The organism is Mesorhizobium loti R88b, from assembly GCF_013170845.1.
Taxonomy (GTDB): Bacteria; Pseudomonadota; Alphaproteobacteria; order Rhizobiales; family Rhizobiaceae; genus Mesorhizobium; species Mesorhizobium loti_B.
Window position 1 is genome coordinate 3,309,234 of record NZ_CP033367.1, and the last position, 24,577, is coordinate 3,333,810.

At 63.9% G+C, this 24,577-nt stretch carries 26 protein-coding genes; 9 read left to right on the top strand and 17 right to left on the bottom strand.

Annotation, left to right across the window (positions count from 1 at the left end; translation table 11 throughout):
• Positions 1-7: 7 nt before the first annotated feature.
• Entirely contained in the window at positions 8-502 is a 495-nt protein-coding gene (locus tag EB235_RS16160) for a Rab family GTPase (protein WP_027030016.1), read from the top strand.
• Positions 503-505: 3 nt separating this feature from the next.
• The gene (locus EB235_RS16165) at positions 506-1,576 is read left to right on the top strand and encodes an adenylate/guanylate cyclase domain-containing protein (protein WP_027030015.1); all 1,071 of its coding nucleotides are present in this window, start codon (positions 506-508) and stop codon (positions 1,574-1,576) included.
• Positions 1,577-1,868: 292 nt separating this feature from the next.
• On the opposite strand, the gene EB235_RS16170 is transcribed toward EB235_RS16165, so the two are convergent.
• From EB235_RS16170 to EB235_RS16205, 8 genes are all read right to left on the bottom strand, one after another.
• On the bottom strand, positions 1,869-2,855 hold the full coding sequence (locus tag EB235_RS16170) for an ABC transporter permease (RefSeq protein ID WP_027030014.1): 987 nt from the start codon (positions 2,853-2,855) through the stop codon (positions 1,869-1,871).
• Positions 2,856-3,105: 250 nt separating this feature from the next.
• Complete coding sequence (locus EB235_RS16175) at positions 3,106-4,077, bottom strand: ABC transporter permease (protein WP_027030013.1); 972 nt, start codon at positions 4,075-4,077, stop codon at positions 3,106-3,108.
• On the bottom strand, positions 4,074-5,621 hold the full coding sequence (locus EB235_RS16180; RefSeq protein ID WP_027030012.1) for a sugar ABC transporter ATP-binding protein: 1,548 nt from the start codon (positions 5,619-5,621) through the stop codon (positions 4,074-4,076). Before EB235_RS16180 ends, EB235_RS16175 begins: the two co-directional genes overlap by 4 nt.
• A gap of 247 nt (positions 5,622-5,868) precedes the next feature.
• Positions 5,869-6,903: an ABC transporter substrate-binding protein gene (locus EB235_RS16185; RefSeq protein WP_027030011.1), complete on the bottom strand. Its 1,035-nt coding sequence runs from the start codon at positions 6,901-6,903 to the stop codon at positions 5,869-5,871.
• Positions 6,904-6,991: 88 nt separating this feature from the next.
• Complete coding sequence (locus tag EB235_RS16190) at positions 6,992-7,906, bottom strand: sugar phosphate isomerase/epimerase family protein (RefSeq protein WP_027030010.1); 915 nt, start codon at positions 7,904-7,906, stop codon at positions 6,992-6,994.
• A gap of 35 nt (positions 7,907-7,941) precedes the next feature.
• Positions 7,942-9,486 (bottom strand): mannitol dehydrogenase family protein, encoded by a 1,545-nt coding sequence (locus tag EB235_RS16195; RefSeq protein WP_027030009.1) that lies wholly within the window; start codon positions 9,484-9,486, stop codon positions 7,942-7,944.
• Positions 9,483-10,265, bottom strand: a complete 783-nt coding sequence (locus EB235_RS16200) for an SDR family oxidoreductase (protein WP_027030008.1) — start codon at positions 10,263-10,265, stop codon at positions 9,483-9,485. The genes EB235_RS16195 and EB235_RS16200 overlap by 4 nt, the downstream gene beginning before the upstream one ends.
• A 78-nt stretch (positions 10,266-10,343) precedes the next feature.
• Positions 10,344-11,237, bottom strand: a complete 894-nt coding sequence (locus EB235_RS16205; protein WP_027030007.1) for a MurR/RpiR family transcriptional regulator — start codon at positions 11,235-11,237, stop codon at positions 10,344-10,346.
• Positions 11,238-11,350: 113 nt separating this feature from the next.
• On the opposite strand from EB235_RS16205, the gene EB235_RS16210 reads away from it, so the two are divergent.
• On the top strand, positions 11,351-12,538 hold the full coding sequence (locus EB235_RS16210; RefSeq protein WP_027030006.1) for a Gfo/Idh/MocA family protein: 1,188 nt from the start codon (positions 11,351-11,353) through the stop codon (positions 12,536-12,538).
• Positions 12,539-12,598: 60 nt separating this feature from the next.
• Here EB235_RS16210 and EB235_RS16215 read toward each other — a convergent pair whose 3' ends face one another.
• Together EB235_RS16215 and EB235_RS16220 are read right to left on the bottom strand one after the other, a co-directional pair.
• Positions 12,599-13,306, bottom strand: a complete 708-nt coding sequence (locus EB235_RS16215; protein WP_051429611.1) for a hypothetical protein — start codon at positions 13,304-13,306, stop codon at positions 12,599-12,601.
• A gap of 17 nt (positions 13,307-13,323) precedes the next feature.
• The gene (locus EB235_RS16220; protein WP_027030004.1) at positions 13,324-13,794 is read right to left on the bottom strand and encodes an NUDIX domain-containing protein; all 471 of its coding nucleotides are present in this window, start codon (positions 13,792-13,794) and stop codon (positions 13,324-13,326) included.
• A gap of 188 nt (positions 13,795-13,982) precedes the next feature.
• On the opposite strand from EB235_RS16220, the gene EB235_RS16225 reads away from it, so the two are divergent.
• Entirely contained in the window at positions 13,983-14,513 is a 531-nt protein-coding gene (locus tag EB235_RS16225; protein WP_027030003.1) for a sterol desaturase family protein, read from the top strand.
• A gap of 33 nt (positions 14,514-14,546) precedes the next feature.
• Here the strand turns inward: EB235_RS16225 and rsgA are convergent, their stop codons facing one another.
• Entirely contained in the window at positions 14,547-15,593 is a 1,047-nt protein-coding gene (rsgA, locus tag EB235_RS16230) for a ribosome small subunit-dependent GTPase A (protein ID WP_032926343.1), read from the bottom strand.
• Between the two features lie 179 nt (positions 15,594-15,772).
• On the opposite strand from rsgA, the gene EB235_RS16235 reads away from it, so the two are divergent.
• The gene (locus tag EB235_RS16235; RefSeq protein ID WP_027030001.1) at positions 15,773-16,105 is read left to right on the top strand and encodes an excalibur calcium-binding domain-containing protein; all 333 of its coding nucleotides are present in this window, start codon (positions 15,773-15,775) and stop codon (positions 16,103-16,105) included.
• 1 nt (position 16,106) lies between these two features.
• Here EB235_RS16235 and dinB read toward each other — a convergent pair whose 3' ends face one another.
• A complete protein-coding gene (gene dinB / locus EB235_RS16240; RefSeq protein WP_027030000.1) occupies positions 16,107-17,354 on the bottom strand; it encodes a DNA polymerase IV in 1,248 nt (415 codons plus the stop codon).
• A gap of 63 nt (positions 17,355-17,417) precedes the next feature.
• On the bottom strand, positions 17,418-17,852 hold the full coding sequence (locus EB235_RS16245; RefSeq protein WP_027029999.1) for a winged helix-turn-helix transcriptional regulator: 435 nt from the start codon (positions 17,850-17,852) through the stop codon (positions 17,418-17,420).
• Between the two features lie 109 nt (positions 17,853-17,961).
• Between EB235_RS16245 and EB235_RS16250 the strand changes: the two genes are divergently transcribed.
• From EB235_RS16250 to EB235_RS16260, 3 genes are all read left to right on the top strand, one after another.
• Positions 17,962-18,549, top strand: a complete 588-nt coding sequence (locus tag EB235_RS16250; protein WP_027029998.1) for a dihydrofolate reductase family protein — start codon at positions 17,962-17,964, stop codon at positions 18,547-18,549.
• 101 nt (positions 18,550-18,650) lie between these two features.
• Positions 18,651-19,592 (top strand): alpha/beta hydrolase, encoded by a 942-nt coding sequence (locus EB235_RS16255; RefSeq protein ID WP_027029997.1) that lies wholly within the window; start codon positions 18,651-18,653, stop codon positions 19,590-19,592.
• 190 nt (positions 19,593-19,782) lie between these two features.
• Positions 19,783-20,715, top strand: coding sequence for a sigma-70 family RNA polymerase sigma factor (locus EB235_RS16260; RefSeq protein ID WP_027029996.1), 933 nt, complete (start codon positions 19,783-19,785; stop codon positions 20,713-20,715).
• Positions 20,716-20,872: 157 nt separating this feature from the next.
• Here the strand turns inward: EB235_RS16260 and EB235_RS16265 are convergent, their stop codons facing one another.
• The gene (locus EB235_RS16265) at positions 20,873-21,787 is read right to left on the bottom strand and encodes an alpha/beta fold hydrolase (RefSeq protein ID WP_027029995.1); all 915 of its coding nucleotides are present in this window, start codon (positions 21,785-21,787) and stop codon (positions 20,873-20,875) included.
• 121 nt (positions 21,788-21,908) lie between these two features.
• On the opposite strand from EB235_RS16265, the gene EB235_RS16270 reads away from it, so the two are divergent.
• Complete coding sequence (locus tag EB235_RS16270) at positions 21,909-22,811, top strand: LysR family transcriptional regulator (protein WP_027029994.1); 903 nt, start codon at positions 21,909-21,911, stop codon at positions 22,809-22,811.
• 6 nt (positions 22,812-22,817) lie between these two features.
• Here EB235_RS16270 and EB235_RS16275 read toward each other — a convergent pair whose 3' ends face one another.
• The 3 genes from EB235_RS16275 to EB235_RS16285 all read right to left on the bottom strand — a co-directional run bounded on the left by EB235_RS16275 (position 22,818) and on the right by EB235_RS16285 (position 24,565).
• Positions 22,818-23,561, bottom strand: a complete 744-nt coding sequence (locus EB235_RS16275) for a 2OG-Fe(II) oxygenase (RefSeq protein ID WP_027029993.1) — start codon at positions 23,559-23,561, stop codon at positions 22,818-22,820.
• Positions 23,558-24,112, bottom strand: a complete 555-nt coding sequence (locus EB235_RS16280; protein WP_027029992.1) for a methylated-DNA--[protein]-cysteine S-methyltransferase — start codon at positions 24,110-24,112, stop codon at positions 23,558-23,560. The genes EB235_RS16275 and EB235_RS16280 overlap by 4 nt, the downstream gene beginning before the upstream one ends.
• Before the next feature lie 225 nt (positions 24,113-24,337).
• Positions 24,338-24,565, bottom strand: coding sequence for a hypothetical protein (locus tag EB235_RS16285; protein ID WP_027029991.1), 228 nt, complete (start codon positions 24,563-24,565; stop codon positions 24,338-24,340).
• Positions 24,566-24,577 lie beyond the last annotated feature (12 nt).

Genomic DNA, 24,577 nt, shown 5'->3' on the forward strand with positions numbered 1-24,577 from the left:
GCCCAAGATGTTGCAAAAAAAGATCTGCATGCTGGGCGGGTTCTCTGTCGGCAAGACGAGCCTGGTCCGCAGGTTTGTGCAAAGCATCTTTTCAGAAACCTACCTGACCACGGTGGGCGTGAAAATCGACAAGAAGAGTGTCGCACTACCGGACAAAACCGTGGATCTGATTTTGTGGGATTTGGCCGGCGAAGATGATATCGGCTCATTCCGCGTCAGCCATGTGCGAGGTGCGACAGGGCTCGTGCTTGTCGTCGATGGAACCCGCGCCGCCACTCTTGTCGCCGCACTCACGCTGCGCGAGCGGGTCGAGGCCGAATTCGGTGCCATGCCGTTTGTATTGCTGTTCAACAAATCCGATCTGGCCGATAAGTGGGTGATACCGGATGGTGAGATTGACGAACTGAGGCAACGTGGATGGCAAATCTATCTGACAAGTGCGCTTACGGGTGAACATGTCGATGATGCGTTTCGTCAACTTGCCTCGATAGTTACCAAATAGACCATGCATAGATTGCCAAGAGAAGTCGGAAACTGGACTTACAATTTCTTCTACAACGAGCGTTCTATCGCATATGTGAAAATCGACGCCCAGCTTTGCATAGCTGGGAAGGGCGGTAACGTTAAACATTACGGGCTCTCATCGCTTCGCATCGGCAAGCCAGTTGCCGATCAGCTTGAATTCATGGAAGGTTTGCTGCCTTGCCCCGAGCTTCCATATCATATGCCTATGGTCGAACTGCCCAGCGGGCGTGTCGCGGATCTTCATCTTTTTGCTGACGATGACTGCGTGTGGCTGCTCTTTCTCGACGTCACTGCCGAACGAGACAATAAGCAGCGGCTTCAACAGAAGGCTTACGAAATGACGCTCCTGCAAGAGAGGGAGCGTCAACTCAACGAGAAATTACAATCGATGAACGAGGCGTTGAGGGAGAGCCAAGAGGGATTGCAGCGTGAATACCAGCGCGCCGAAACCCTGCTCCTCAACATTCTTCCGGCGTCGATCGCGGAGCGGTTAAAGTCAGACGAACAAATTGCCGACAACCACGCAGAGGTAAGTGTGCTTTTTGCCGACATCGTCGGTTTTACGGAAAGAGCGCGGAGCGTCGGAGCCGTGACGACGCTCGCTATTTTAAATTACTTCTTCAAGGCGGCGGATCGGCTGTCGGACCAATACGGCTGCGAAAAGATCAAGACAATCGGTGACTGCGTGATGGTGGTCGCTGGCATGCCCGCCGCGCGATCCGATCATGCAGAAGCCCTCGCGCGCTATGCACTTGAGCTGCGGGAGGCGGTTCAGCACGAACGCTTCGCCGGAGAACGGCTAAGGCTCAGAATTGGAATTAACTCGGGACCAATCGTCGCGGGCGTCATAGGCAAAAAGCGGTTTGCCTATGACCTGTGGGGCGAGACCGTTAATCTCGCCGCACGTATTCAAACGTCCGCGGAGCCCGATGAAATCCGTATTTCGGATGCAACCCGCAGACTGCTTGGGCCAAATTTTGCTTGTGACCCACTCGCGGAAACAGAACTGCGTGGTACAGGTAGAGTGCGAATGTGGCGCCTCCCGGCTTGATTTGCCGCTTGGCGGTGCGATACGCATTGGATCTTGTGGCCTGTCCGTTGACGTCCGGTCACAATGCGATCCCGGAGATCTGCGTTCACCGTTGGTAAAGCACATCGCAGCGACATCAAGCCAGGGGCTTCATCGCTTCCGCCGGCCTCCAAACGCTCCAACCTCCCGTCCGGACAACTATGAGGCGCTATGCCATCGGTTCGAAGGCTCAAGGCAAAGGTCGGCTTTCTGGCTCGAACACCCTAACAGCAGCCGGTTCGCTCCCGGCCCAACTGCGGCCAGTCAACTCCCCCTACCGCTCCTCCACAATCCGCAAATAAGCGGCCGTGACAAACAGCACGATCAGCCCGAACAAGATCCGCCTTGCTCCCTCCGGCATCTGCAGGATCGTCAGCAGCGTCGTCAGCACGGTCAGGATCAGCGCGCCGATGATGGTGCCGGTGTAGCCGCCGCGGCCGCCGAAGATGGAGGTGCCGCCGATCACGGCGGCGGCCACCGAGGGCAGCACCAGGGGTTCGGCCAGCGACAGGGACGGGGCCTTGATCAGGCCGATATAGAGCAGGCCGGTGATGCCGGCAAGCACGCTTGATGTGATGTAGAGCGCGGTGATGACCTGCCAGTATTGCACGCCGGAGAGGCGGGTTGCGCGCTCATTGTCGCCGACGGCGTAGAGCAGGCGGCCGAAGCCGGTGCGGGCGAGCGTGAAGACGATGAGGGCGGCCAGCGGTATGAACAACAGCAGCGCGTTGGGGAAGCCGTAGGTGACGCCGGTGCCGAGCCAGCCGAGGAAGTCGGGGATTTTCGTGCCTGATGCGATCACCGTGCGCTGGTAGACCTGCAGGCAGCCGGTGCCGATCAGGCTGGTGCCCAGCGTCATGATCAGCGGGTGGACGCGGAAGACGCCGACGCCGATGCCGTTGACGAGGCCGATCAGCACCGCCGGCATCATCGCCAGGAGGAAGGCCACCGCCGGGTCCTGGTTGACCACTTGCGTGGCCATGATGAAGGCGCTCATCGTTGCCACCGTGCCGACCGACAGGTCGATGCCGCCGGTCAGCATGGTCATGGTCTGGCAGCCGGCGAGGATCGCCAGCGGAATGGCGAATTTGATGGTGTTGCCGATCCAGCGCTCGTTGACGATGCCGGGGCGCAGGATCTGCAGGATCACCACCAGGATGATGAGCAGGATGATGAGCGGGACGAATGGCCGGTCGGCCATGAAGCGTTTTACGCGACGGCCGAGGGGGATGGGGGGAGGCGTGATCGCTGATGTGCTCATGGGGTGGCTCGCGATAGGGTTGGCGCGACGCATCTTTCCCTTCTCCCCTTGTGGGGTCCGAAGGACGGGGCGAGACCGTTGGCTCGCCCCGGGGTGGATCGGCGCGATAGCGCCGAGACGGATGAGGGGTGCTTCAGCGGAGTGAGACGTTGGTGTTTCCTGGAACACCCCTCATCGGTCTTGCCGCTGCGCGGCAATCCACCTTCCCCCACAAGGGGGGAAGGAAGAAGCGCGCTCCGATGCGCTCCCATCACTGCCGCCCTCGCATGGTAATAAACGCGCCGAACATCACCACCGCCACCATGATCAGGCCTTCGATGATAGCGGTGACGTTGGGGTCGATGGCGAGCAGGGTGAGATCCGTGCGCACCAGGCGCAGCACGAAGACGGCGACGATGGGGCCGAGCAGGCCGCCCTTGCCGCCGCCGAGCGCCACGCCGCCCAGCACCACGGCGGCGACGCTGGCCAGCAGATAGGGGCCGGGGATGGGGGCGCCGATGCCGGTGCTGAGCGTCAGCGCCAGCCCGCCGAAGGCGGCGAACAGGCCAGACAGCGCATAGGCGATGATGCGGGTGCGCTTGACCGGCACGCCTGAGCGGAACGCCGCCAGTTCGCTCGAGCCGATGGCGTAGATGGAGAGGCCAAGCCGCGAGCGCCGGAGCGGTATCCAGATGATGCAGAGGCAGACGATCAGCACCAGCAGCGCCTTGGGCAGCCAGGCGTCGATGGCTTCGGGCAGGCCGGGGATTGGCACGGTGCCCGAGATCAGCGCTTTCAGCCATTCGGCGGCACCGCCGCCCGGCGCGTCGAGCACCAACAGGGCAGCGCCCTGCAGCACGAACAGCATGGCCAGCGTCACGACGATGTCGGGCACGCGGGTGACGACGATCAAGAGGCCGTTGAGCGCGCCGAGGGCAAAGCCCATGGCAAGCACGAAGGGCACCACGAACAGCGCGTATTCCTCGGACGCGCCCGCCATCATCGAGGCAGCGGTGACGCTGGTCAGCGCCATCATGGCGGCGACCGACAGGTCGATGCCGCCGGCGATGACCACGACCGTCTGCGCGGCGACGGCGAAGGCGTAGGGCAAGACGGCGCGCGCGAGCGAGCCGAAATCATTGCTGCCATAGGCCGGCTGGATGATCCTGGTGGCGACGAACAGCACGATGAGCAGGGCGAACAGGCCAACCACCCAGCCCTGGCGGCGCAGGAAATGGGTCATGGCGTCGCCCCCGGTTCGGAAGCACTCGCTGTGGGATCAGCCAGGATACCGATATCGGCCTTGGCACCGCGCGGCAGGCCGTAGGCGGCGCGCATCAGCGCCGGCTCATCGGCCTCCTCGACCGGAAAGATGTCGACCAGTCTGCCGCCGAAGATGACGATGACGCGGTCGCAGACGCGCTGCACCTCTTCGAGTTCAGAGGTGTAGAACAACACCGACTTGCCGTGGCCGGCGAGCTCGCGCAGCAGTTTATAGATCTCCTGCTTGGTGCCGACATCGATGCCGCGCGTCGGGTCGAAGCACAGGATGGTGCGGGCGTCCGCCGCGATCCAGCGGGCGATGGTCACCTTCTGCTGGTTGCCGCCGGACAGGCGCTGCACCTCGCCCTGCGCGCGGGTGTCGATCTGCAACCGCTCGATGGCGCTGAGCACTGTCGCGCGCTCCCGGCGCATGGGAATGGGCCCCCAGTTGCGCAGGGCGGCACTGAAGGGCAGCGCGATGTTCTCGCGCACCGAGCGCTGCATGGCGAGCGCCTCGGACCGGTCGCCCGGCACATAGGCAATGCCGGCGCGGATGGCATCGATCGGGTGCGAGAATTTCACCGGCTGGCCATCGACCTCGACGGTGCCGCCGGATGGCCGGATCGAGCCGGCAAGGGCGGCGAACAGCCCATCCTGGCCCTGGCCTTCGAGCGCGACGACGCCGGCGACCTCGCCGTCGGCGAGATCGAAGGAGACATCGCTGAGCTTGGTGCCGACGCGCAGGTTTCGCACCGAAAGCCGCGGCCGTGTGGATGCGGGCGCTGCCTTCTGGGCGGCGCTGCGCGCAGCGACATGGGTCTTGACGATGCGGGTGCCCAGCATCAGTTCGACGATCTTCTCCTCGACGCCGGGCACGATGTCGACGACGCCGACGGTCTCGCCGTCGCGCAGCACGGTGGCGCGGTCGCACAGTGCGGAAATTTCGACGAAGCGGTGCGAGATGAAGATCACGGCGCGGCCGGCGTCGCCCTGGCGGCGCACCACTTCCAGCACCTTTTCGGCGAGGTTGGCGGGGAGCGCCGCCGTCATCTCGTCGAGCAGCAGCACGTCGGGCTCGACCGCCAGCGCGCGGGCCAGGTCGAGCACGCGCAGCACGGCCAGCGGGATGTCGCGCGCGGTGTCGCGCAGGTCGAGATCGGTGATGCCGAGTTCGCGCACCCAGGCGCGGAACGGCTCGACCGGCGTGCCGGTGAGCCGCAGATTGGACAGAATGTCGAGATCGGGGATCAGCGACGGTTCCTGGTAGACGGGCAAAAGACCGGCGCGGCGCGCGGCGGCGGGCGAGCGTATGTCGCGCGCCTCGCCCCGGATCAGGATGCGGCCGGCATTGGCTGATATTGCCCCGGTCAGGATTTTCACCAGCGTCGACTTGCCGGCGCCATTGGCGCCCATCAGCGCATGCACCTCGCCGGGCAAGACGGACAGCGACGCGTTGCGGAGCGCTGCAACCGCACCGTAGTTCTTGGCGACGCCGGTGGCGTCCAGGAGGGGGCTGGTGGTCAAATCGGGTTGTTCTCGGGTCAAGCTGTTCAAATGTTATGTAGCCAATTGTTTTGGCGGTGCCGGCTGCAGCGCTGATCTTCCCTTCTCCCCTTGTGGGAGAAGGTGGCCTCGCGAAGCGAGGTCGGATGAGGGGTGCTCCAGAAAGCACCAACGCCTCACTCCGTAACGCACCCCTCATCCGTCTCGGCGCTGCGCGCCGATCCACCTTCTCCCACAAGGGGAGAAGGCAGAAGGGCGCCTCGTCAGCTTACTCTCCCGGTCCCTTACACGCCACGATCTGGTCCTTCGTGTACGTCGTCCAGCCGGGGATCGAGATCGAGACCGGCCATTCGGGGCTGAGCGACGGGTCGGCGGCGGCTTTCAGCTTGGCCTTGCCTTCGTCGGTGGCGTTGTCCCACAGCTGCGGGTCGACCAGCACGGTCTGCTGAGCCGGCTTCTTGCCGTCGAGGATCTGCAGCGCCAGCGTCACGCCGGCACCGCCGATCGAGCCGGGGTTGGTGACGGCGGCGCCGACAAGGCCCTTGACCGAGCTCAACTGGCCGACGAAGCCGGCATTGTCGGCGCCGACCACCGGCACCAGCGGGGCCTGCGATTCTGTCAGCGCGTCGACGATGACGTTGTCGATGCCGGACGTCCAGACGCCGTTGAACGGCGTGCCAGTGGCCAGGAATGACAGCATCTGCTGCTTGGCCTGGTCCTGCTGCCAGCCGGTGAAGACTTCCTGCGCGACCTTCACATTGGGGAATTCGGCCAGCGCCTTCTTGAAGCCTTTGTCGCGGTCGCTGTCGGCCGAAGCACCGGCGGCGCCGCGCATGTAAAACACTTCGCCCTTGCCGCCCATCTGGCCGAACAGCCATTTGGCGCCGAGATAGGCGTATTGCTCCTGGTTGTTGGAGATGATGTAGGCCGACGGTTCGGTGACCGCCTGGTCGACGGCAACGACGACGATGCCGGCCTTGGTGGCTTCTTCGAGGCCCGCCTTGATGCCCGCCGGATCAGCGGGGTTGACGACGATGGCGTCGACCTTGGCGCTTATCAAATTGCGGATGTCCTCGAGCTGGCCGGCGGCATCAGTGTTGCGATGAGCGATGTTGAGCTTGGTGACTTCGCCCGAAGCCAGCGCCTGCGCCTTCATGGCGCAGACCATTTCCTCGCGCCAGCCATTGCCCTGGACGGTGTTGGAAATGCCGATCGTGTATTTGCCGGCAGCGGCCGAGACGCCCACCGAGGCCAGCAAGGCAGCACCCGCAAGCAGCGGGACCATGGTCAGTATTTTCTTCATTTCAGACTTCCTCCACATTGTTTTTCAGTTTCAGTTCCAACCCGTTAAAGCGTGCCGCTGACAGACTGACTCAGCGACGCGCTCTAATTCATTTGACGAAGGGACGCAGCACGTCGCGGGCGAGCAGAAAGCCCCGCTTGACCTGATCGTCGCTGCCTTCAAATCGCCTGTCCTCGTGTTCGATGATGACCGATCCATCATAGCCGGCGCGGTAGAGGCCGGAGAAGAAGCCGCTCCAGTCGACATCGCCCAGCCCCGGCATGCGCGGCACCTGCCAGCCTATGCCAGAAGACAGGACCCCGCGCTCATAAAGTCCATCATGATCAATCATCAGGTCCTTGGCGTGGACATGCAGCATGTAGGAGCCGAATTCCCGGATGAATCGGGCCTGGTCGATCATCTGCCAGACCAGATGCGAGGGGTCGAAATTCATGCCGACCTCGCCGCCCCAGGCTTCCAGGATGCGGCGCCAGACAACAGGCGAATAGGCGATGTTGTGCCCGCCCGGCCACTCGTCATAGCTGAAGATCATCGGGCAATTTTCGAAGGCGAGTTTTACGCCGTGGCCGCGCGCGAAGGCGACGATCTCGGGCCAGACTTTCAGCGCATCCTGCCAGTTGACGTCAACGGTCTTCGAGGCATCGCCGCCGCAGAAGGTGTTGACCACGGGCACGCCCATATTGGCGGCCAGCACGATCACCTTTTTCAGATGGCCAATGACCGCCTCGCGATGCGCGGCGTCCGGATGCAGCGGGTTGGGATAGTAGCCGAGGCCGGAAACGCTGAGGTTCTTTTCCGCCAACTCGGCGACGATTTCCTTGGCCTGGGCGGGCGAGGTGGAACCCGCGTCGATATGGCTGGTGCCGGCATAGCGGCGGGTCGCGCCAGATGTTTTCGGCCAGCAGGCGATTTCCAGCGCCTCGAAGCCGACCGAGCTTGCCCAGCCGGCGACATCGGCAAGCGGCGTCTCCGCGAAAGGTGCGGTGAGCAGTCCAAGTTTCATAGTGCCTCCCCTGATCGTGGCTTCACGATCAAATCCTATAATGCCGATTGTTTGGATCGCTTCAACCGTGCGACCTCATCTTGTTCGAGACTGTGTCGGACGGCTGCCATCGGATCATCCGAAAGCAACTCGTTCAATGCCGAAGTGACGGCCTCGCGAAACGCGCCGTTCGCGGCAAGGCCGGGGTCGAAAATCGTATCGATGGCGAGGATGGCCGAAGCCAGCGCCCGCGCATCGTGGCCGGTCGCGTCGGCGATCCCGGCGACCTTCGCGGCATAGGGATCCGACACCGGCCAGCGCTTGCCGAAACGTGACGAGGCCTGGATGAGATAGGCCATCCAGCCGGCAACCGGTACAGAAAGCAAGCCGATGCTGGCTCCCTGGCCCAGCCGGTCGCGGATCGGGTTGAGCAGACGCTGGACGATCTTCTGCGAGCCATCGGTGGCGATCTGGTGGTTGCGGTGGCGGATCGCGGTGTTCTTCAGTCGCCCGAGGCTTTGCTCGACGTAAGCCAGCGGCTCCATGCCGGGCACCGGCAACAGCGTCGGCAGCGTTTCCTCGATCAGCATACGCCTGATAAAGGCCGACAGCAGCGGGTCGGCGATGGCATCGGATGTGTGCTCCAGCCCGGCTAGCACGCCCAGCGTGGCGAGCGTTGTCTGGGCGCCGTTCAGCACCCGCATCTTGAGATGCTCGAACGGCGTGACATCGTCGACGAAGGTCGCACCGACAAGGTCCCAGCGCGGCATGCGGCCGGCGAATTTCTGCTCGATCACCCACTGCCGGAACGGCTCGCCAACGGCAACGGCGCCATCGTGGTAGCCGAACCATTGTTCGACGCTGTCGAAATCATCGCGCGTCACCGCCGGTGCGATGCGGTCGACCATGGCGCAGGGGAAGGCGGCATTGCCCGCGATCCAGTCGGCAAGACCATTGCCGCGCCGTTCGGCGAACGTCCGCACGACATTTTCCAGGATGACGCCGTTGGTCGGTATGTTGTCGCAGGAGAGCAGTGTCAGCGGCCTGCCATGCGTGGCCCGGCGCCGTTCCAGCGCCCGCGCCAATATGCCGGGTACGCTGCGCGGTGTTTCCGGGTTGGCGAGGTCATGGACGATGTCGGGATGATCGAGATCGAGCGCGCCGCTTGACGGAATGTGGCAATAACCTTTCTCGGTCACCGTCATCGTCACCAGTTCGATGTCGGGTGACGAGAGCACATCGAGCGCGGGTGCGGCACTTTCCTGGCTGTCGACGACCTCGACGATGCTGCCGATGACGCGCGCGTCGACATGGCTGTTTTCGCGGATCAGCCTGGTATAGAGGCCGCCCTGCCGGCCGAGCGTGTCGGCAAGGGTGGGCGGGCGGATGTTGATGCCGACAATGCCCCAGCGGTCGACCCGGAGCGCCAGCAGATCGTCGGTGTATTCGGCCTGATGGCAGCGGTGGAAGGCGCCGACGCCGAGATGCGCCATGCCGGGTTGAAGAGCTGTGCGGTCATAGGCCGGTGTCTGGACAAGGGCCGGAAGCCGACCAAGCAAGGCTGGCCCCAGTGTTTCCAGCGATGTCGAACCAGCGTTCACCGGTTCGCTCCGATCACCGACTGTTCCTGGTCGATCACGGCGCCGGTCATCGGGCCGGCTGCGTCGGACAGCAGGAAGACGGCGAGGTTGGCGATATCGTTTGGCGTCAGCAGCCTGCCGAAAGGCTGCGCGGCGTTGGCGGCATCAAGCCAGCCGGGGCCATGGCCCAATGTCTCGGCCTGCATGAGGCGTTCGGCCGGCGTGTCGGTCCAGCCGACATTGATGCCGTTGACACGGATGCGGTCGAAGCGGTGGGCGTTGGCGGCGTTCTTGGTCAGCGTCGCCAGCGCGCCCTTGGTCGCGGAATAGACGGCGAGTTCCGGCGAGCCGCAATGGGCGTTGATCGACAGGATGTTGAGAATAGCGCCGCCCTGGCCGCGTGTCCTCATGTCGGCGATGGCAGCTTGCATCAGGAAGAACGGCGCGCGCGCGTTGACGGCGAACAGCGCGGCCCAATCGTCGAGGCCGGCATCGAGGAAGGAGGCGCGGTCGGTCAGGCCGGCGGCGTTGACCAAGCCATCGATGCGGCCGAAGCGCTCGATGCAGGCCTGCGCCAAAAGGGCAGGGGTTTGCGGGTCTCCGAGATCGGCGGCGACGAAGATGGTCGGCGTGCCCAATTGCGCAAGCTCCGCCGCCACGGCGTCGCCGCGCGTCTTGTCGCGGCCGGTGACCACAAGGCCAGCCGCACCGGAGCGCGCCAAGGTCTCGGCAATGGCACGGCCGATGCCTTGCGTCGAGCCGGTGACGAGCACCACCTTGCCGTCGAGCCTGATCTCCATTCCTCCTCCCGGAACAAAGTTTCTATTTTTCAAAATATGGAACGTCAATTCCCGATAGTCAATTGTGCCAGCAACACCTCATGCGCCGCGCTTTGCCGCGACGCTTTGGACCAGCGCCATGCCGACCGCCAGCGACGCGGCGAGCGAGCGGAAACCGCCGAAGTCGGATTCCACCACTTCCAGCCAGCTGTCCGACAAAGGGATGAGCGGGCTGAAGGTGCTGTCCGTGAGGGTGACAATGCGGGCCTTGCGCTCATGCGCCACGGCGACCAGGTCGGGCGTGATTGAATTGTAGGGGCTGAAGGAAACCGCCAGCACGGCGTCGCGCGCGCCGATGCAGCCGACCTGGTCGAGTGCCGATGAGCCGACATTGTCGACCAGCACGTTGCGCACGCCTTGTTGCGACAAGGTCAGCGACAGATAGGCGGTGACGGGGAAGGCACGCTTGGAGCCGATGACATAGATCAGGTCAGCGTCGGCCAGCAGCGCCACCATCGTCTCGAAGCTCTCGACATCGAAGCCGGCCTCTATGCGGCCGAGCGAGGCCTGCGAGGCGCCGACCATGCCGTGCAGGAAATGCGTGGCGGCGTTGGGCTCGGCCTCGGCACGCGGCTCGCCGCGCCCGTCCGGCCACGATCCCTTGATGTGTTCCTTGAACAGGCCCTGGAAATCCGAAAAGCCGGAATAGCCGAAAATCTGGGCAAAGCGCACCAGCGTCGAGGGCTGCACGCCGGCCTGCGTGGCCACCTGGGCGATGGTGCCGAGCGCGACGTCGCTCGGATGTTGCCACAGAAAAATCGCCACCTGCCGAAGCCGCTTGGGGAAATGCACGGTGCCGGACGACAGCACTGCGCGCAGCTCCTCATAGGTCTGTGGCTGGATGTAGCCCAGCGCGGCAAGAGAGCGCCCACGCTTGCGCGTCGCTGCCTCGTCGGTGCTGGATCGTCCGGATGATTTGCTTGCCCCACTCATGAGCCTCAGGCTAGCGTGGCACAATTGTATTACAATATGAAATTTGGAAATCTTGTTCGAAAGTGCTAGCCGCGTCCTGGCACTGGCGCTCGCACGTGGTTGGAGGAGAAAACATGGTCTACGCAACATCGGACGGGACGGCGGGCAAGCGGCTGAGGGTCGGCATGGTTGGCGGCGGCCGCAATGCCTTCATCGGCGCCGTGCACCGCCTCGCCATGCGCCTTGACGACCAGATCGCGCTGGTCGCCGGCGCGCTGTCCTCCGATCCGGAGAATGCCGCGGCTTCCGCCGCTGAGATCGGCATCGCGCCGGAGCGCAGCTATGCCGATTACCATGCCATGGCACTGGCCGAGGCCGCGCGGCCTGATGGCATCGAGGCCGTCGTCATCGTCACCCCCAACCATCTGCACGCGCCGATCGCCACCGCTTTTCTCGAGGCCGGCATCGACGTGATCTGCGACAAGCCGCTGTCGACGACGCTCAGCGACGCCGAGGCATTGGTGGCGCTGGCCAAGGCGAAGAAGCGCCGCTTCGTCGTCACCCTCAACAACACCGGCTACGCCATGGTGCGTCAGGCGCGCGAGATGGTGGCCGCGGGCGCGCTCGGGCGCATCGTGTCGGTGCACGGCGCCTATATCCAGGACTGGCTGACCAGGCCAATCGACGCCGAAGGCCAGAAGCAGGCGGAATGGCGCACCGATCCGGCCAGGGCAGGGCAGTCGGCGGTGCTGGCCGATATCGGCGTGCATGCCTTCAATCTGGCGAGCTACATTTCGGGCCGCGAGGCCGAGGCGGTGTCGGCCGACCTGTTCACCGCCGTGCCGGGACGCCGGCTCGACGACAATGCGCATGTGCTGGTGCGCTGGACGGGCGGGGCGCGCGGCACGATCCTGGCCAGCCAGACCTCGCCCGGCCATTACAATGATCTGTCCGTGCGCCTCTATGGCGACAAGGCCGGGCTCGAATGGTCGGGCGGCCGGCCGGAGGAACTGCGCTTTTCGCCCTATGGCGAGGAAACCCGCACGCTGGTGCGCGGCGGTCATGGTTCGACGGCGGAAGCTCAGCGCGTGTCGCGCATGCCGGCAGCCCACCCCGAGGGTTACATCGAGGCCTTCGCCAATTTCTACCGCGACGCCGCCGACATCATCCGCGCGCATCGGTCAGGTGGCGTGGTCGATCCGGAACGCGCGGCGCAGGTGCCGGATGTTGTCGATGGCGCGCGGGGTGTGAAGTTTGTCGCGGCGGCGGTGGAGTCGAACGCGGCGGGTGGGGCTTGGACGGCGGCAAGGTTTGCGGGGTAATTGCTCGACGGCCCACACGCAGTGAATATGAAAACGCGCGATTCGCGCCACGGTCTGCGGTTAATGCCCTGCCTTTGTTTTCCGCCATTCTAAATCGCGTTCCCGACGGGTTTCCCAGAAGAGAAAATTGTCGAGGACAAAGCTGTCTTCTTCTAGAAAGTCCTCCCTGATCTCCTTGATTTTCTGCCCCGCGCGCAAGCGGCGAATGATATCCAACCCGCGAGTTGCGCGCTTCAAGGTCGACCTGTTCCAGAAATCATTGCTGAGTGGATTCGGAAACCTGGGCTTGCGGCCGCCGTCTCCGGACTCAACCAGTAGGGAAAACTGTTCGAATATCTCGTCGGATGTCGCGATCGCCCATTTCATCGTCGTCACTCTGACGTAAAGGTCGATATCCAGCAGGCATTTTGCCAAGCCATCGGCAATCGTGCCGTCGTAGCATCCGGAACTTCTCACGTAGTCGACGAAAGCGCGCCGGCAACTGGAAAGCACGTCGTCGGCCAGCTCTATCGCCGGACCCTTCAATCCGTCTATCCCTCCCACTTCGCCGAGGTAGTAAGCGCCAAGAAGCCGCTCACCGGATTTTTCAGATCGCAGCAGGTCGACGAGAAACTCCAGATCGGATCCTCGTCTCCATCTCTCGATGAGCTCTTCCCCGAGTCTGTAGTTCAATTCGGCATCGTCGTTGCCGTCATTCACCTGTTGCATCTCGTGTTTTACCTTCTGCATCAGGATGGCGGTCGGTTCGTTCGATATGTCTCTCTCCATTTTGTTGGTTACCTCGTTTATTCGGCATCCAGTTGCTTCGACAGATCCTTTAACATCGGGCGTTGCCCTTGGACAATTTTGACCCCTGCCTCGAGTAGGCTGAACCAGCCGGCTCTGTCGACTTCCGGAAATTCCTTCATCGACCCGGAGCGTGGCGGCCAATCCATGGTGAAGCTGTTGCTCTTGATCGCGGCGACATCGATCTCGGCTCTGGCTTCCACCGACCAGGCGATGACGATCTTGCCGCCCGGCTGTTTGTAGTCGCCGAGGCGCGTGAAAGGGCCATCGACCGCGACGCCGAGCTCTTCCCCGGTCTCGCGCCGTGCGGCCGCCAGTTCGTCCTCGTTTTCCTCGACGAGGCCTTTCGGGATCGACCAGGCGCCATCGTCCTTCTTCGCCCAGAACGGGCCGCCGGGATGAACCAGAAGCACCCTGATTTCCCTGTCGCTTCGACGATAAATCAGCAAGCCCGCACTGCGTTTTGCCATTTTTGCATGTCCATTGCGGCGCTGATGCGAAGTCGGCCGCGCCTGATTCTTCCGGGATCACAGCGCCGATCTTGCACCAAAAAATTGCGACGCTATGTCTGATGCATCCGCATTGCACCTCACCACAGAGTTCGGCAATCTGATAGAATCGTTTTGGGGCGGCGTCGAAAGCCAGTTGGGGCGTCCGAATGCAACTCAGTCTGATCGGCTACTACAGCGACTTCGTGGTCTATCCGCTGGTGATCGCCATATTGGGGGTGGCCGGGCTGATCGAGGCCGGAGAAGAGGGGACGCCGGGCTGGATCGGCACGGTGCTTGTTTGTCTCGGCCTGTGGACGCTGATCGAATATGCGCTCCACCGCTACGTCCTTCACCACGTTCCCTACATCAAGGATCTGCACGACCGCCACCATGTCGAGGAGCGCAGTCCGGTGGGTACGCCGACCTGGCTTAGCCTGGGCGTGCATGCGCTGATCGTAGTATCCGTTTGGCTGATCTCGGATTTCGCGATCGCGAGTGCGGTTGGCTGCGGCCTGATGCTGGGATATCTCTGGTACGTCAGCGTCCACCACATGATCCACCACTGGCACCCCAGCCATCCCAGCTATCTCTACACGCTCAAGCGCCGCCACGCCGTGCACCACCATATCGACGACGACGCCAATTTCGGCGTGACGTCGATATTCTGGGACCGGGTTTTCCGCACGGCGCGGCTTTGAGGCGATGCGGCAGTAGGGCGATAGGGCAGTGGTTCAGCGCCGCTTGCCGCGCCCGCCGGGTGACTTGCTGCCGCGCGGCCCGCTCACCACCGGCGTGTTGTGCTGGTTTTCTTCGGACAGTTTGCGCCAGCGGGCCAGGCGTTCGGGATCGAGCGTGCCGGCCTTGATGGCAGCCTGCACCGCGCAGCCCGGTTCGTGCACGTGGGTGCAGTCGCGGAATTTGCACAGCGGGGCAAGCTCGGTGATCTCTGCAAACAGCGTGTCGATGCCATAGCCGACGTCGCTGACCTGCAAAGTGCGCATGCCCGGCGTGTCGATCACCCAGCCGCCGCCGGCAACGGCATGCAGCGAGCGCGCCGTGGTGGTGTGGCGCCCCTTGGCGTCGTGTTCGCGGATGGCGCCGGTCTGCTGTGGCGATTGCTGGCCTGACCCGGCAAGCGTGTTGACCAGCGTCGATTTGCCGACGCCGGAGGAACCGATCAGCGCCACCGTCTGGCCAGCACCGCACCAGGCGGCAAGCATGGTCGCGGCATCTGATGTGCGCGGGTTCAGCATCACCACGGCCAGTCCGCGCTGCAGGGCGGTTGCCTGCTTCTGGTATGTCTCGGCGTCTTCGGCCGTATCGGCCTTGGTCAGCAGGATAACCGGTGTCGTGCCGGCTTCGTTGGCCAGCGCCAGATAGCGCTCGAGCCGAGCGATGTTGAAGTCGGCATTGCAGGAGGTGACGATGAACAGCGTGTCGACATTGGCCGCGGCCAGCTGCGGCACCCGGCCGCCCTGGGTGCGGCGTTCCAGCACCGTCTTGCGGGTCAGGCGGCGCTTCACAAGCTGATCATGCGGCTCGACCAGCACCCAGTCGCCGACGGCGTAGTCACCGGTGTTGGCATTCGGCGGCAATGTCAGGTCGATCTGGCCGGACTGGGACAGGCCACTCAGGCGATCGCGATGCACCATGGCAATGCGCGTCGGGATCAGGCCTGCGTCATCGGGCTCAAGCTGATCGCCGAAGAAATCCGTCCAGCCAAGGCTTGCAAGCGATGGTGACGGAGCGGGGGAGGAGGCCGTCAAGGCTTCGACCAAGGGTACGGCGTCGCAGGCATCGGTCAGTATCCCGGCAAGATGGGCGAGGCGCGGACCTCTCGGATCCACCCAAGCCGCTGTATGGGCGGCATGGCGGGATTTGGCAAGCAGTCCCGGTTGTCGCGACAGCCCACTGAAGATAGATTGTGTCGAGGTCCTGAAGCCGGGGGGCGCCGGGAATGCTTCTGCCATTCTTGCATTGGCCTGCAACTCGTCGCCACGGCAGGCTGAAATGGCTGGCGCTTTTCGCGCCGTTCATTCTTGTGTCCGGCTACATCGCCTATGGTTTTGTCGGCATCGAGATTGACTCGCCTCTCGACGCCTTAAGGCACTTTGCCGCGTTCCCGAACTGTGCGGCTGCCCGCGCCGTCGGGCTTGCCCCCGCGCACAGGGGCCAGCCTGGCTATTGGCCGACGCATGATGCCGACAATGACGGCATCGCTTGCGAGTCCTGGCACGGGGGAAGCGGCAGCGGCGTCAAGGTGCATCGCTATTGGCGCAGCGGCAGATAGCTCACAACTCCTTCTCCGCCAGTTCCCTGAATTCGTCAGGCACGGAGCGCGCCGCTTCCAGCGCCACCGTGCCGTAGCCGACGGCCTGTTTGCCGAAGCGCTCGCGGATCTTGTCGATGGCGCGGTCGGCGCCGAAGCGGGCGAGGCCTTTTTGGCTACCGGGCCGGTGTTTCTCGTCGGCGAGGCCAAGCGGCAGGTCGAGCTGCAGTTCGGCGCTTTCCTCGAGATGCGAGACCGAGATCGCCAGCAGCGAGATGGTTCTCTCATGCGGGTTATCGGCAAGCACGCCGCGCACGAGGTCTTGCGCGATTTCGGCCAGCATGGTGGTCGCCGAGATCGGCTGGTCGAGGGTGATGGAACGGGTGACGGCGCTGAGATCGGCAAAGCGAACGCGCACGGTCACTGTGCGGCCGGGCCGCGCCTTGGCGCGCAGGCGGCTGGCGACGCGGTCGGCCAGATGCAGCAGCGTCGGCACTATGACATCAGCCACGGCGGGTTTCTGGCCGAGCGCCGACTGGGCGCCGGCCGAGTGCGCCCGGCGGTTGGTCTCCAGTTTGCGCGGGTCGCGATTCCACGACAGCGCCGACAGCTTTTCGCCGGCGGCCGGGCCGAGCAGACGGGTCAGCGCGCCACTGTGCGTCCTGGCCAACTGGCCGATGGTCTCGATGCCGATTTCGGCCAGCCGCGCCTTGGTTGCCGGGCCGACGCCCCACATCAGCCCGACCGGCAAATCGTGCAGGAAGGCAAGCTCGGTGCCGGGTTCGACCACCACCAGCCCGTCGGGCTTGGCGACCTGCGAGGCGATCTTGGCCAGATGCTTGGTGCGGGCAACGCCGATCGAGATCGGCAGGCCGAGTTCGGCCCGCACGCGGTGGCGGATGGTCATGGCAATTTCGCGCGGTGACCCGAAAAGATGCGTGCAGCCGGCGACATCGGCGAATGCCTCGTCGATGGAGATGCGCTCGACCACCGGCGTGAAATCGTCGAGCACCTTGATCGCCGCGTCGCCCAGCCGCTGATAGTGGCTGAAATTGCCGCCGACGAAGATCAGTTGCGGGCAAAGCTCGCGTGCCTTGCGCCCCGGCATGCCGCCGCGCACGCCGAAGGCACGTGCTTCATAGGAGGCCGCCAGCACCACACCGCCGCCGACTGCGATCGGCTTGCCGCGCAGCGATGGGTCGAGCAGCTGCTCGACCGAGGCATAGAAGGCGTCGAGATCGGCATGCAGGATGGTGGCTGTCGTTTCCATCCCGACCGCTCATCCGCAGTTGCTGATAGATGGGAACGAATAGAGAACAAAGAGTGAAAGTTGTCAAGCAGGCGCAGTCGCCTGAATAACATGTTCCGCCCGCAGCGCCGCCTTCATCAGTTCCAGTACCGGCTCGCCGCCGGCTGCCAGTTGGTCGGCGATGCGCGCGAGCCTGTCGTCGGCCTTGCGGTGCTTGCTGCCCCAGGCGCCGAGCGTGGCCAGCACCGGCAACAGGTCGATGCCGGCCTCGGTCAGCCGGTAGATCGCCTTCAGCCCGTGGCTCGGGTCGCCGCTGCGGGTAAGGATGCCTTCGTCCTGCAGCGTCTGCAGCCGCTCGGCCAGCGTGCGCGAGGAGATGCCTTCGTCAGACTGCAGGAATTCGCGAAAATGCTTTTTCCCGGCGAAGGCCAGGTCGCGGATGATGAGCAGCGTCCACCGGTCGCCGAGCAATTCCAGCGACAGGCTGATCGGGCAGCCGGATCTTTCGCGTGTCGACATGTCTACAGTTCCATTTTTAAATCACTTTACTATTGACATCGTTTTTGCCTTGCGTCAACGGTTCCAAAAGTAAACCAATTTTCTTTGAGCCAGGGAAACGAGGAACCGCATGAAAAAGCTGATCCTTCAGATGCAGATGTCGGTCGACGGCTTTGTCGGCGCCAATGACGACCATGCCTGGCAGCTCTGGGAGTGGGGCGACGACATCGGCTGGGACGAGGAACTGAAGCGGGATTTCAACGCGGTTTTTGCCGGCATCGACACCATCCTGCTCAGCCGCAAGATGGCCGAGGAGGGGTATCTGACCCACTGGGGCAATGCGGCGAAGAAGTTTCCGCGCGATCCCTTCTATGCCTTTGCCCAGCGCATCGTCGACGCGAAGAAGGTGGTGCCGAGCGACAGGCTGAAGGTCTCGCGCTGGGAGCGCACGACGGTGGTGAGCGGCGACCTGCCGCGCGAGGTCGCCGCGCTGAAGGCGGGTGAGGGGGCTGACATGGTCGTCTTCGGCGGCGCCGGCTTTGCCTCGGCGCTGATCGCCGCCGGGCTGGTCGACGAATTCCAGCTGTTCATCAACCCGGCCGTGCTGGGCGCGGGACGCCGGATCTTCGACCAGGGCGGTTTTGGCAAACTGCGGCTGCTCGGCTCGAAGGCGTATGCCTGCGGCATGGTGGTCAACCGCTACGCGCCGGCGGGTTGAGGGGGAGAAAAATCCTGGTCTGACGTATCCTTTTTCTCAGCCCGTCCGTCCTTGGCTCTGGAAGGTCGCGCAACCGCGATCCGCAAACCCAGGAGAGCATCATGGCGAGCATCGAGAGCGAGGCAAACAGGAACCACTATGCGGCGATCACCGCCAATACCGGCACGTTCGCCAGCCCGCAGGCGATGATCGATTTCAGCGACACCAGCTGGACGGCGCTGACCGGCGAACCCGGCGGCGTCGACTATATCGAGGTGGATGCCGGCGGCGTTCCGGCGCTGTGGGTCGTGCCGAAGGGCGCGGATGAACAGCGGGTGCTGCTTTACGCGCATGGCGGCGGCTTCCTCGGCGGCTCGATCTACACCCACCGCAAGCTGGTCGGCCATCTGGCCAAGGCCGTCGGTTGCCGGGCCTTGCTCTATAACTATCCGCTGGCGCACCAGGCGAAGCACCCGGCCCAGACCGAGGCGGCGATGGCGGCCTGGAACTGGCTCGTCGACCAGGGTTTTGACGCCAAGGCGATCGCGCTTGCCGGCGATTCCTGCGGCGCGGTGCTGACCTATGGCGTGCTTCAACGGCTGCGCGCACAAGGTCGGCCGCTGCCGGCCGCCACGCTGATCATCTCCGGCTGGTTCGACATGGCGCTGACCGGCGCCAGCTACGAGACCAACCGCGAGAAGGACCCGGCCTTCGCCCGGGAGTCCGTCGACTGGCTGGTGACCAACTTCATCGGCGATGCCGACCGGCTCGATCCGGAAGTCAGCGCGCTCTATGCCGATCTGAGCGGCTTTCCACCCGTCTTCCTGCAGGCCGGTGCCGACGAAGCGCTGGTCGACGAAAGCCGCATGTTCGCCGAGCGTGCCAGACAGGCCGGCGTCGAGACGCGGCTCGAAATCTTCGACGGCATGCTGCACTCCTTCCAGATGATGGCCGGCCGGGCGCCGGAGGCTGATGATGCGATCGGCCGTCTCGCCGTGTGGGTGCGGCCGAAGCTTGGGCTGGCAAGCGCGAGCGCCAAGGCTGTCGGCGACAGGGCGGCCTGAGCATGGGCCGGCTCATCGTGTCGCGCTTTGTGCTTGTGGATGGGGCGTGCTTGCGCGATGCTGGGACGACGCTTGAACAGTTCACCGTTTCACGGAAACGGCGAACTGCTCTAGCTCTTTGTTTTGACGCAATTCCGAAGGGAAAACCGCTACACACTTTTCCTGGAATTGCTCTAAGCGACGTGCCGCGATGAACCAGCAGATCCGCAAATTCCGTGAAACGAGGCAAGGCGTTGAGCCACGCCTCGATCCCGAAGGCCTGTTCGACCTCCGCTACAGGGCGTTCCTGGAGACGGTCTCGCATCTGCGCGTCCGGCTGCACCGCTATTGCGCGCGCATGACCGGCTCGGCTCTCGACGGCGAGGACATCATGCAGGAGGCGCTGTTCGAGGCCTATCGCAAGATCGGGCTGCTCGACGATGCGCAGGCGCTGCGGCCGTGGCTGTTTCGCATCGCCCATAACAGGTGCATCGATTTCATCCGCAACCGTCGCACGCGGCTCAGGGCCGAAGCGGGCTATGCCAGCGACGAGATCGTGCTGCCCATTGAGCCCGCCGGTCCGGGTGCCGGCCGCGCCATCGAGCGGCTGGTGGTGCACCTGCCGCCGAAGGAGCGTGCCTGCGTGCTGCTCAAGGATGTCTTCGACCATTCGCTGGACGAGATCGCCGAGCTGGTCGGCTCGACATCAGGCGGCGTCAAGTCGGCGCTCAATCGTGGCCGGGCCAAGCTCGCCGCTCTGCCAGCGCAACCGGTCACGGCGCCCGTGCATGACCCGGACCTGGAGCGGCTGCTCAGCCGCTATGTCGAACTCTTCAATGCCAGGGACTGGGACGGGGTGCGGGCGCTGACCAGCGCCGATGCCCGGCTGCGGGTTTCGGATTGCTACAATGGTCTGCTCTCCAGCTCGCCCTATTTCGTCGAATATGAGCGTGGCGAGCCCTGGCGCATGCGGCCGGACGTGGTCGAAGGCGAGGACGTTCTGGTTGTCGACAGGCGGAGAGACGAGGTCTGGCGGCCGGCCTATCTGGTGCGTATCCATGCCGAGCGCGGCGTCATCGACCGCATCGCCGATTATTATGCGTGTCCGTGGATCCTGGAGATGGTTTCCGATGACGCGGAATGAAGCGCGGCTTTCCCTTCTCCCCCAGGGGGAGAAGGGAAAGCCCCCATCAACACTTACTTCGCATCCTGAAAAATAGTACCGACCGTATGGCGCATACCTGAGCGCAGGCTCACAAGATCGGTTTCAGCAAGCCCGACGTGGCCGCGTCGCGCGGTCGTCACTTCGAGAGGAAATCGGTGATGAGCTTGACCGTGGCATCCGGGTTTTCTTCCATGATCCAGTGGCCCGATGCAGGCACGATGTCTCCCGTCACGTCCGTCGCGACGAACCGCAATATGTCGGCCTGTGTCGTGCCTGCCGATTTCTCAGCGCCGGCTGCCAGCACCGGCATGGGCAGTTTGCCGCCGGTGGAAAGCATCGCCTGGTTGTCGATGGCGTCCTGGTCGAATGCCTTGAACTGCTCGAACGCGTCATGCATGGCATGCGGCCGCGCATAGAGTTTCGCATAGTGGGCGCGCGTCGCCTCGTCGATCTTCTTCGGATCGGCCGACAGTTCATTGTAGAAGCGGTCGAGATAGATGCGCTCGCGGCCCGCGACCAGCCGCTCCATATCGGGCCCTCGGAAGTTGAAGTGCCAGAGCAGCGGGCTTTGCTTGATCTTGTCCCAATCGCCTATGCCCGGCAGCGGGGCGTCGATGACGACCCATTTCGTGATGCGCTTGGGGTATTGCGCGGCCAGCGCATAGCCGACCATGTTGCCGATGTCGTGCGTGACCAGGTCGGCCTTGTCGATCTTCAGCGCATCCATCACGCCGGCGATGTCGACCGCCTGGTTTTTCTTGGTGTAGCCGCTGTCGGGATGCGCCGACAGGCCCATGCCGCGCAGGTCCGGCACAATGACGGTGTGGTCCTTCATCAGCGTTATCGCGGCCGGCGCCCACATGTCGCCGGTGTCGGCGAAGCCGTGCAGCAGCACGACCGCGGGCCCCTGTCCGCCGACACGCACATAAAGCTTGGTGCCGTTGGTCTCGATCGACTGCGTCTTGAAGCCAGCCGGAAACGGGATCACGCGTGCTGAGGCCGGAGCGGCGAGTGACAGCAGACCAAGAACGATGACCAAAGGACGAAACATGATGCATTACCCCCGCGCTTTATTCTGTCGCCGCCGTATCGCGGTCCTTCCAACTATGGCACTATGTCGTTGATTTCGTTAGGCGTCGGTTGCCTGATTGTGAATTCGGGAAAGCCGAACAATGCTGAAGCTCGAATCCGCCGCCGCCTTTGTCGCCGTCGCGGAATCCGGTTCGATCACCGAAGCGGCCAGGCGCATGGGCCTGTCCAAGTCCGTTATCAGCGAGCGGCTGTCGGAGCTTGAACGCAGCCTCGGCACAAGGCTGCTGGACCGCACCACCCGCAAACTTTCCATCACCGAAGCCGGGCGCGGTTTTTACGAGCGCGCCAAGCGCATCATGCAGGAGGTGGCCGATGCCAGCGCCGAAATCGCCGAACATCGCGGCGAACTCACTGGTCCGCTCAGGATATCGGCGCCGACCAGTTTCGGCATCCTTCATCTCGGCCCGGCGCTGTATGGCTTCCTGGCCAGGCACCCGGGAATCGAACTGACGCTTGATCTCGACGATCGTTTCGTCAGCATGGTGGCCAATGGCTATGATGCCATTGTGCGTCATGGGCCGGTCGTCGACGACGGACCTGTCATCATCAGGAAGCTGGCTTCCAGCCGCCGCTTCCTGGTGGCCTCACCGGACTATATCGAGCGATCCGGACGGCCCGCGACAACAGATGATTTGAGGCGCCACAAGGGCATCATCTATTCCATCCGGGGTGCCGCCGACTGGCGGTTCAAGATCTCGCGGCGGCTGGTGACGATCCGCCCGGAAACCGCGCTGCGCGTCAACAATGGGATTTTGATGCGTGACGCAGCACTTGCCGGCCTCGGCCTGGCACTGCTCCCCGCCTATTTCATCCGCACCGAGATCGCCGACAAGCGATTGACGCTCGTCGATGTCGGTGCCGAGCCTGAAGGGGCGACCATCTATATCGCCTGTCCCGAGGATCGGCGCGGATCCGCCAAACTGCGCGCGCTCACCGCATGGCTGCGCAATGCCTTTGGCGATCCGCCCTATTGGGAGGCGTGAGCTGGCTCACTTCGCATCGTGAAAAATGATGCCGACCGTGTGGCGCATGCCGGAGCGCAGGCGGCTGACGCCGTGGCGCAGATTGACGCGGTAGTTGCCCTTGGTTCCCTGTACCGGCCGGTTGTGGACGGCGAAGGCTACCGCGTCGCCCTGGCGCAGCGGCACCACTTCGACCCGGCTCTGCATGCGCGGCCGCTGCTCGGTCAGCGCGAATTCGCCGCCGGTGAAATCCTTGCCCGGTTCGGAGAGCAGGATCGCCACCTGCAGGGGAAAGGCGAGGTCGCCGTAGAGGTCCTGGTGCAGGCAGTTGAAGTCGCCCGGCACATATTGCAGCAGAAGCGGCGTCGGCCTGACCTGGCCGGCGCCATGGCACTGGTCGAGAAACGCCGCATGTGTGCCGGGGTAGCGCAGGGCGATTCCCATGCGCTCGTTCCACCGGTTGGCGACTTCGGCAAGCCTCGGATAGAGGGCGCTGCGCAGCCCACCGATGAGGTCAGGCAAGGGATAGCGGAAATAGCGGTATTCGCCCTTGCCGAAGCCGTGCCTGGCCATGTGGATGTGGCTGCGGAAATGTTTTTCCTCGGGGTAGAGGCCGGCGATCTGCCGGCACTCTTCAGGCGAGAGCAGCTTTTGCATCACCGCGCAGCCGAAACCGTCGAGCTCGGCGGCAAGCGCCGGCCAGTCGTAAGCGGTGATGCGTGTCTCGGCGGCTTCCACCGCCGCCGTGGCTACCTTGGCGTGGGCGTTCATATCGCGGCCTCCCGATCCAGCAGCGCGCGCTTGCGTTCGATGCCCCAGCGGTAGCCCGACAGCGTGCCGTCGGCGCGCACGACACGATGGCAGGGAATGCCGAGCGCGATCGCGTTGGCGGCACAGGCGGTCGCCACGGCGCGGGCGCCGTTCGGTTCACCAAGGCGGCGGGCCAGCGCGGTATAGGTGATGGTGGCGCCGCAGGGGATGGTGCGCAGCACGTCCCACACACGTTGCTGGAACGGCGTGCCGTGGCGCATGTCGAGCGCCAGGTCGAGGCCGGCGCCGGGCGTTTCGATGAAGCGCGCTATGGCCGCGAGATCGTCGCGCAAGGCGGCCTCGTCTTCGACCAGCACCTTGCCGGGGAAGCGATCGGCGAGGTTCTGCGCCAGCGCGTCGGCGTCGGAGCCGATCAGGATGGCGCAGACGCCGATATGGCTGCGCGCAGCCAGGATGTTGCCGATCGCGGATTGGCCAATGGCGTAGGCGAGGGTGTCGAGGGTGACAGCGCCGGAGGCTGTCGCCGGGCTGTTGATTTGCATGAGGTTCATTGCCTTCACTCCTTGTGTGCCTGAACCCTAACCGCGCGCCGGTTGGCGCTCACTCCGATGCTTGCTTTCAAATTCAAATTGCCGCGTTCGATTTGGCCGTCATCGCCGCTTTCGCCAATCTCCAACGTTGCGAGAATGAGCGAGGCGCCAAAACTGCCAATCTCCCAACAAGTGGGGGAGATGTCCGGCAGGACAGAGGGGGGCGCCATAGAGCGCTGAGTGTGCCTATGCGACACGCGTGACGGACACTTTACCGAGCAGGAAAACTTCGCCGCTCAACAGCCGCAGCTCAACCTCGCCGGTCGCGGTGCGGCTCAACTTGGCTCGACCGGCATCGACCAACTCGCCAATGGCAGCCATCACCATCAACTTCGCGTCCTCTCGGCTGACGGTAGCGTTGTTGGCGTTCTGGACATTCGCACCGGCGGTGGAGAACCTTGCCATGGTGCGCATCGCCGGTCCTCG

What these genes read in the sequence shown, in the direction of transcription:
- EB235_RS16160 (WP_027030016.1), top strand. Translation starts at nt 8, where the DNA reads ATGTTGCAAAAAAAGATCTGCATGCTGGGCGGGTTCTCTGTCGGCAAG.
- EB235_RS16165 (WP_027030015.1), top strand. Translation starts at nt 506, where the DNA reads ATGCATAGATTGCCAAGAGAAGTCGGAAACTGGACTTACAATTTCTTC.
- EB235_RS16170 (WP_027030014.1), bottom strand. Translation starts at nt 2,855, where the DNA reads ATGAGCACATCAGCGATCACGCCTCCCCCCATCCCCCTCGGCCGTCGC.
- EB235_RS16175 (WP_027030013.1), bottom strand. Translation starts at nt 4,077, where the DNA reads ATGACCCATTTCCTGCGCCGCCAGGGCTGGGTGGTTGGCCTGTTCGCC.
- EB235_RS16185 (WP_027030011.1), bottom strand. Translation starts at nt 6,903, where the DNA reads ATGAAGAAAATACTGACCATGGTCCCGCTGCTTGCGGGTGCTGCCTTG.
- EB235_RS16190 (WP_027030010.1), bottom strand. Translation starts at nt 7,906, where the DNA reads ATGAAACTTGGACTGCTCACCGCACCTTTCGCGGAGACGCCGCTTGCC.
- EB235_RS16200 (WP_027030008.1), bottom strand. Translation starts at nt 10,265, where the DNA reads ATGGAGATCAGGCTCGACGGCAAGGTGGTGCTCGTCACCGGCTCGACG.
- EB235_RS16205 (WP_027030007.1), bottom strand. Translation starts at nt 11,237, where the DNA reads ATGAGTGGGGCAAGCAAATCATCCGGACGATCCAGCACCGACGAGGCA.
- EB235_RS16210 (WP_027030006.1), top strand. Translation starts at nt 11,351, where the DNA reads ATGGTCTACGCAACATCGGACGGGACGGCGGGCAAGCGGCTGAGGGTC.
- EB235_RS16215 (WP_051429611.1), bottom strand. Translation starts at nt 13,306, where the DNA reads ATGGAGAGAGACATATCGAACGAACCGACCGCCATCCTGATGCAGAAG.
- EB235_RS16220 (WP_027030004.1), bottom strand. Translation starts at nt 13,794, where the DNA reads ATGGCAAAACGCAGTGCGGGCTTGCTGATTTATCGTCGAAGCGACAGG.
- EB235_RS16225 (WP_027030003.1), top strand. Translation starts at nt 13,983, where the DNA reads ATGCAACTCAGTCTGATCGGCTACTACAGCGACTTCGTGGTCTATCCG.
- EB235_RS16235 (WP_027030001.1), top strand. Translation starts at nt 15,773, where the DNA reads ATGCTTCTGCCATTCTTGCATTGGCCTGCAACTCGTCGCCACGGCAGG.
- dinB (WP_027030000.1), bottom strand. Translation starts at nt 17,354, where the DNA reads ATGGAAACGACAGCCACCATCCTGCATGCCGATCTCGACGCCTTCTAT.
- EB235_RS16245 (WP_027029999.1), bottom strand. Translation starts at nt 17,852, where the DNA reads ATGTCGACACGCGAAAGATCCGGCTGCCCGATCAGCCTGTCGCTGGAA.
- EB235_RS16250 (WP_027029998.1), top strand. Translation starts at nt 17,962, where the DNA reads ATGAAAAAGCTGATCCTTCAGATGCAGATGTCGGTCGACGGCTTTGTC.
- EB235_RS16255 (WP_027029997.1), top strand. Translation starts at nt 18,651, where the DNA reads ATGGCGAGCATCGAGAGCGAGGCAAACAGGAACCACTATGCGGCGATC.
- EB235_RS16260 (WP_027029996.1), top strand. Translation starts at nt 19,783, where the DNA reads ATGAACCAGCAGATCCGCAAATTCCGTGAAACGAGGCAAGGCGTTGAG.
- EB235_RS16265 (WP_027029995.1), bottom strand. Translation starts at nt 21,787, where the DNA reads ATGTTTCGTCCTTTGGTCATCGTTCTTGGTCTGCTGTCACTCGCCGCT.
- EB235_RS16270 (WP_027029994.1), top strand. Translation starts at nt 21,909, where the DNA reads ATGCTGAAGCTCGAATCCGCCGCCGCCTTTGTCGCCGTCGCGGAATCC.
- EB235_RS16275 (WP_027029993.1), bottom strand. Translation starts at nt 23,561, where the DNA reads ATGAACGCCCACGCCAAGGTAGCCACGGCGGCGGTGGAAGCCGCCGAG.
- EB235_RS16280 (WP_027029992.1), bottom strand. Translation starts at nt 24,112, where the DNA reads ATGAACCTCATGCAAATCAACAGCCCGGCGACAGCCTCCGGCGCTGTC.
- EB235_RS16285 (WP_027029991.1), bottom strand. Translation starts at nt 24,565, where the DNA reads ATGCGCACCATGGCAAGGTTCTCCACCGCCGGTGCGAATGTCCAGAAC.